The sequence below is a fragment of the Pseudomonas sp. PS01297 genome (genome assembly GCF_029959305.1).
Classification (GTDB): Bacteria; Pseudomonadota; Gammaproteobacteria; order Pseudomonadales; family Pseudomonadaceae; genus Aquipseudomonas; species Aquipseudomonas helleri.
This window is the reverse complement of the sequence record NZ_JASCPQ010000174.1, coordinates 1-5,238: the sequence shown is the minus strand read 5'-3', so window position 1 is coordinate 5,238 and position 5,238 is coordinate 1. Positions and strand designations below refer to the sequence as shown.

The 5,238-nt window shown below is 52.2% G+C and carries 6 protein-coding genes; 3 read left to right on the top strand and 3 right to left on the bottom strand.

Going from position 1 to position 5,238, the window contains the following annotated elements; genetic code table 11:
* Positions 1-423, top strand: a 423-nt coding sequence (locus tag QMX84_RS25805) for a haloacid dehalogenase type II (RefSeq protein ID WP_282365104.1), incomplete at its 5' end; no start/stop codon positions are given.
* A gap of 87 nt (positions 424-510) precedes the next feature.
* Here QMX84_RS25805 and QMX84_RS25800 read toward each other — a convergent pair.
* Together QMX84_RS25800 and QMX84_RS25795 are read right to left on the bottom strand one after the other, a co-directional pair.
* Positions 511-963, bottom strand: coding sequence for a MarR family transcriptional regulator (locus QMX84_RS25800; protein ID WP_282365103.1), 453 nt, complete (start codon positions 961-963; stop codon positions 511-513).
* Positions 964-1,014: 51 nt separating this feature from the next.
* Positions 1,015-1,896, bottom strand: a complete 882-nt coding sequence (locus tag QMX84_RS25795; protein WP_282365102.1) for an NmrA family NAD(P)-binding protein — start codon at positions 1,894-1,896, stop codon at positions 1,015-1,017.
* A 542-nt stretch (positions 1,897-2,438) separates the two neighbouring features.
* Between QMX84_RS25795 and QMX84_RS25790 the strand changes: the two genes are divergently transcribed.
* Positions 2,439-3,242, top strand: coding sequence for an HD domain-containing protein (locus tag QMX84_RS25790; protein WP_282365101.1), 804 nt, complete (start codon positions 2,439-2,441; stop codon positions 3,240-3,242).
* A gap of 510 nt (positions 3,243-3,752) precedes the next feature.
* Here the strand turns inward: QMX84_RS25790 and QMX84_RS25785 are convergent.
* Positions 3,753-4,346 carry a carbonic anhydrase gene (locus QMX84_RS25785; RefSeq protein ID WP_282365100.1) on the bottom strand — a complete coding sequence of 198 codons (594 nt, stop codon included), beginning with the start codon at positions 4,344-4,346 and terminating at the stop codon, positions 3,753-3,755.
* Between the two features lie 138 nt (positions 4,347-4,484).
* Here QMX84_RS25785 and QMX84_RS25780 point away from each other — a divergent pair, with 138 nt between their 5' ends.
* The gene (locus tag QMX84_RS25780; protein WP_282365099.1) at positions 4,485-5,102 is read left to right on the top strand and encodes a TetR/AcrR family transcriptional regulator; all 618 of its coding nucleotides are present in this window, start codon (positions 4,485-4,487) and stop codon (positions 5,100-5,102) included.
* Positions 5,103-5,238: the final 136 nt, after the last annotated feature.

Here is a 5,238-nt window from a genome sequence, read left to right as displayed (position 1 = left end):
ACAAGCTACCTGACGCTCGACGCCTACGCTGAAGTCCCTGCAGCATTGCACAGCCTTCGCGAAGCAGGCGTACGAACAGCGATCCTTTCGAATGGATCTCCCCGGATGCTGGAAAGCGCGGTTCAGTCTGCGGGTTTGGATATTCTACTCGATGAGTGCCTTTCCATTGAGCAGGTACAAATCTACAAGCCGGATCCGGCAGCCTATGAGATTGCGGTAGCAGCACTGAATGTATCGTCCACCAAAGAGATCGCTTTTTTCTCTTCCAACGCGTGGGATGCCGTAGGGGCTCATGCGTTCGGTTTCCAAGCGTTTTGGCTTAATCGATCCAGGCAGCCCGAGGAGTATGGGTTGTACGAGAAGGCAACGACGCTCGAATCATTGAGCGGCGTAGCTTCACTTGTGACTGCGCAGATCCGCTAACTGGCACGAAGACAGGACCCGGAGGAATTTATCGCTGATCGTTGTGCCCGGGTTCGCCCTGGAAGGCGGCGCAATAACTCAGTCGTTCTATACAACGCGCTCGATATCACCGACCACCACAGCAGCCAACCCCTGCCGCAATGAGCTTACTTGCTCCGTGCCGTTCAATAGCTCAAATTGCCGTTGAGCCTCTTCCCATAGAGGCGCCGTTCTTTCGAACAAGTCTCGCCCCGCCTCGGTTAATTCAACCAGGCGACTCCTGGCATCGGATGGCGAAGGACTGATCGAGATCAATCCATCGCGCTCCAGCAGGCCGGTCATTTTTCCCATCGCCGTGCGTTCGATGTCGAGCCGCTCAGCAAGGGTATTGATTGCAGCACTTCCCAACTCATTAAGCGCTGCCAATGCAAGGTACTGAGTAATTCGAAGCCCCGAAGGCTCGAGTTGCGCATCATAGAAACGGGTGATCTGCCGGCTCGCCTTCCTAATGGCGGAACAGTTGCAATGGTCGATCCCTAAGGGTTGTTTCACCGGCAGCATCTCTACTTCCTCTTCACTACTGTTTGATTTTTTGTGCCTTGAATATTCAAGTCACACATACACGTCGCGGTACTTTTCCACGAAGGCCTGCACCGTCAGAGCGGGCGTTCCAGTAACCTTCTCTACTATATCGTTCACACCTGCGAAGACGCCTTCACGGTAGTTCTGAGCAACCTCGACCAAGTGTTGTACGAGAGCTGGTGGAAACTTGTACTCATGCTCCATCTTATGCTCGAACGCCTCGATTGATGTCGGTGCGTACTGGATTTCCGCGCCAAGAACTTCGCTCATGGCGGCGGCGATTTCGGTATGGTTCATTTCGACCGGGCCATGAAGGCTGTAGATTTTTCCTTCGTGCCCCGTTGGGTTGGCCAGAATATGGGCAATCACCCTGCCTTGGTCATCAGTAGCAATAGGCGCGTGACGACCATTTTCAAAAGGGAACTCGATTTTTTTCGTGGCCCAGATTTCTTTGGCAAAGTGAGGATACGCCAGCCAGTCTGCGAAAAAAGTGGGACGAAGGTGCGTTGTCGGTACGCCTGACCAGTCGAAAACGCGCTCCGAGATCCAGTGATCTTGCGCCAGATGACTTTTGGAATCGCGGCGCGCGGAGATCTGCGACATGTTCACAATTGCCGTTACCCCAGCCTCCTTCGCTGCCTGGGCAAAATAGGCTGCACCTTCGACGATTCCCGGTGCCAGTGGATAAAGGAAATAGGCCGAGCGAATTCCTTCCATCGCCGCACGAATAGCATCGATATCGGTGAAATCGCCAATAGCAATTTCAACACCGCGCTGGCGCAGAGCCGCAGCCCTGTCGTCGTCCGAACGCACGTAGGCGCGGACGCTTTTGCCCAATTTGAGCAGCTCATCGATTGCCGCTGCGCCAGTCCGCCCGGTTGCACCACTTACAAGAATATCCGCTGCGCTCATGTTCGTAATCCTCTCAATTGGTTAGAGCATATGCCCCTTAATTCACGATAGGAGCATATGCCCCTATGTGGAATTAAATATAGGAGCGTACGCTCCTATTGTCAATCGATGCTCATGACCGTTCAGCGGATCGACCCGCTTAGGCATCCACACGGTACTTTCGCTGACCGTACGCGGAGCCTTGCATTACAAGGTGTAGACGCATATTGAGTGGCCGCTCGAATAAGTCTGCGAGCAGCAGGCGACAGCGCACGAAGTCATAGAAGTCAGTTAGGCAGTGCAAGCGACGAGTGTCGATATCGACTCCGATTATGTCGATATCGACAATGGTTGCGACAACCCTCCCCCCGTATTCTCAGTCTCATGCGGGTAGCGCCAAAGCCCGCAGGTAGCTGTCGCAAAATCGGGGCGCAGACCCAGCTAGGTTCTCGGACCATTTTGCTTCGGCAGGACAGTAAAAAATCAATGCTACTTTCAGCATTTTGCTGAACTGCAATAAGTAGTAGTTGCAACACCGTGACGAAAACGTCCAGGAGTCAAGAATGAAGATTGTGTCTAGCTCAACAAGCGCACTCGATGTCTCAGTCGGATCCGTGGAATGGGGAGAATCCACCAAAGGCATTCTCCGTGAGAGCGAACAAGTCCAGCTCATCGAAAATTTGAAGTACATCTTTAGCCAAGAGAAGCTCGATGCAGAACGCCACCGACTTGGCCTTCTGAATCCAAAGTACATTTCCATCGATGACCTTTCACCGCCTGACACCAAAATGGTCAGAGAGTCCCTCGCCTATGTTCAGGACTTGTATAAGCCGACTTTGATGCGACACTGCTGGCGCACCTACTACTTCGGATCAATGATCGCGTTGCACGATGGCATCGAATTTGACCGTGAACTCGGTTTCGCCTCGGCCATGCTTCACGACCTCGGCTTAACACCCACAGCTGACCCGCGGCCGTGTGACTGTTGCTTCGCCGTCAACGGTGGCGTGCACGCACGAGACTTCCTGTTAGGCCAGGGCTTCGCGCGCGAGCATGCCGATACGGTGGCGCACGCCATTGCCGTGCACCTTAATTATCACGTTCCGGCTGAGGAACATGGCGCAGAGGCATTCTTGGTTACGCGCGGCGCTATCTGTGATGTCTTCGGCACCGGTGTGTCACGAATGTCTCAACAATCAGTAAAAGATGTGCTTGCCAAGTACTCCCGCGACGAACTCTATAGCGTCTTCAGCGCGACAGCATTTGAACACTTGGTCGGCACGCGATTCGAAGTTTCGTTCAAGGCCGTGACAAGTGGGCTGGTGGAAACAATTCCGCACGCACTTGATTTACCGCCTTTCGTTTAATCTGCTTACAGAATGTCCAGGCTGTGACTTACTTAGTTAGTAGTTCCCAGTCTGGCTTCTGCCCTTCCAAAATATCTTATAAGCCAACTGATGTTGGTGGTGACCTGGATCAGTGTTCCAAATACAAACGCGTTGGAGGCTTACAAAGAAAAGCTCTGTGGATACTTGTCGAGCATGCGATGAAACGGAACCGAACGAGATCGTCAGCAGTCGGCTAAGGGAGAATACTGTAGCGAGTCACCTACCAGACCTTCACGTGCGTGGCTTAGCAGGGACGAGATGTCAGGCGCTCATCTCGCGGGGGGCGTCGATCGCCGGAGACGGCTTACCAATTAAGTAGATAGTTTAAAGCTGCCGACCTCCGAACGAGAGTCAGCAACGGCCGCACCGCCATCATTGGGCGGTCAAGGGGTCTCTTCAACGAGCGACGTGCCGCTACTTGGGGGCTGAAGCCCATATCCAACGGCATGCAAAATGCGGCGGCCAACACTGTCAGTCGCCGCTCTGAAATCAGGCCTCGGCCTGGTCAGGAATGTCGCTCACTACCTCAGTCAGCTCCAGCGTGTCGATATTGTAGAAGAAGCCGTAAACCTCGACGTTCGCCGGCACCCCCGGATTTGCTCGAACAACTCCAACATCGTATTTGAGCGAGGTCTCGAAATCCGAAATGCAGATGCTGTCATGGTCAAACGCCGAGGAAATATCGCTGCCGTGTTCATGTTTGAACGCGTCAATGATGCCTTCATTGGTGAACGACGTCGCACCACAGAATGAGTGGTGCACAACCACGACCCTTTTGATGCCGAAGAGATGGACCATCGTCGCAATTGACTGCACACCTGCGACTGCACGACCACCAGCGACAGACACGGGGAATAATGTCGTCGTATGTCCTACCCGATTTCCAGCTTCATCGAGAACGTTTTCGCCCGGGTAGACCTCGCCAAAATGCTTGGCAACAACGGCCGGTATTTCCGAAGCACGTGGATCGAAGCAGTGGATGACGATGGTATTGAGACTCACCGCCTTGGCGAAGAGCGGGCGGAACTCCGCTTCGTTGTACCAAGGCTGTGCTTTGAACGAGAAATCATTGAAGTTGGGCATTTTGTGTCTCCAGCGCTCTTGAATATTTTGTAACTGGGCCAAGCCAGTCAGCAAAAAGTACACAGATCTGTCTACCTTTTCAAGAAAAAAGTAGACAGATCTGTGTACCCTTGGTAGGGTGCAAGCTGGAGAATTTCTATGACGAATTTTGCTTCTAGTTTCAAAGACCTTCGCTTTGAGGACATTGCATCTCTCAAGCCCCGGGATCGTATATTAAAGACGGCAATCGTCCTCTTTAATGAACGCGGTGTGCACACTGTCGGAATTGATCGAATTATTGCTGAGAGTGGTGTGTCGAAGAGAACCTTCTATAACTACTTCCCTTCCAAGGCGGAACTTATTGCCGCCTACTTGGATTTTTGGCATTGGCTTCGATTTACGAACCTTGACAAATACGCGGCGCGAGTTGGCGGTAATCCAAAAGCCGAACTATTGGCGATTTTTGATTTCCTGGAGTACTGGTTTTCAGAACAAGATTTTAGAGGCTGTGCATTTGCTCGTGGTCTGAATGACTTTAATGATGACACTTCAAAAATTCTGCGTGCCAAAGTCAGTGCACACTTCGACGAATGGGCTAGTTTCATTATGACTCGGTTATCCCAGCTCGTGGAGCCTGAAAAGGCGGACATTATACTCCCGCAGCTTCTAAGCCTTATTACCGGAACAACCGTAGTTGCCCACGCCTCAGGCAATGTAAAAATCGCGCAACTAAACAAGCAAATAGCCGAAATATTATTAACTACCGGAGCGGGTTAATTTCCAGGACTGTACCGTTCCTCGGCGGCCTCTTGATCCCATTGTGTTTTTTGCAGGTTCTTCTAACGAATAGCTTGCAGCGCCACGACAAGTACTGTACGACTCGACATACCCAACCGACTCAAAAAAAGACACC

Bases quoted from the DNA above. Each gene is read 5' to 3' on its own strand.
- QMX84_RS25790 (WP_282365101.1), top strand. From the start codon at position 2,439: ATGAAGATTGTGTCTAGCTCAACAAGCGCACTCGATGTCTCAGTCGGA.
- QMX84_RS25785 (WP_282365100.1), bottom strand. From the start codon at position 4,346: ATGCCCAACTTCAATGATTTCTCGTTCAAAGCACAGCCTTGGTACAAC.
- QMX84_RS25780 (WP_282365099.1), top strand. From the start codon at position 4,485: ATGACGAATTTTGCTTCTAGTTTCAAAGACCTTCGCTTTGAGGACATT.
- QMX84_RS25795 (WP_282365102.1), bottom strand. From the start codon at position 1,896: ATGAGCGCAGCGGATATTCTTGTAAGTGGTGCAACCGGGCGGACTGGC.
- QMX84_RS25800 (WP_282365103.1), bottom strand. From the start codon at position 963: ATGCTGCCGGTGAAACAACCCTTAGGGATCGACCATTGCAACTGTTCC.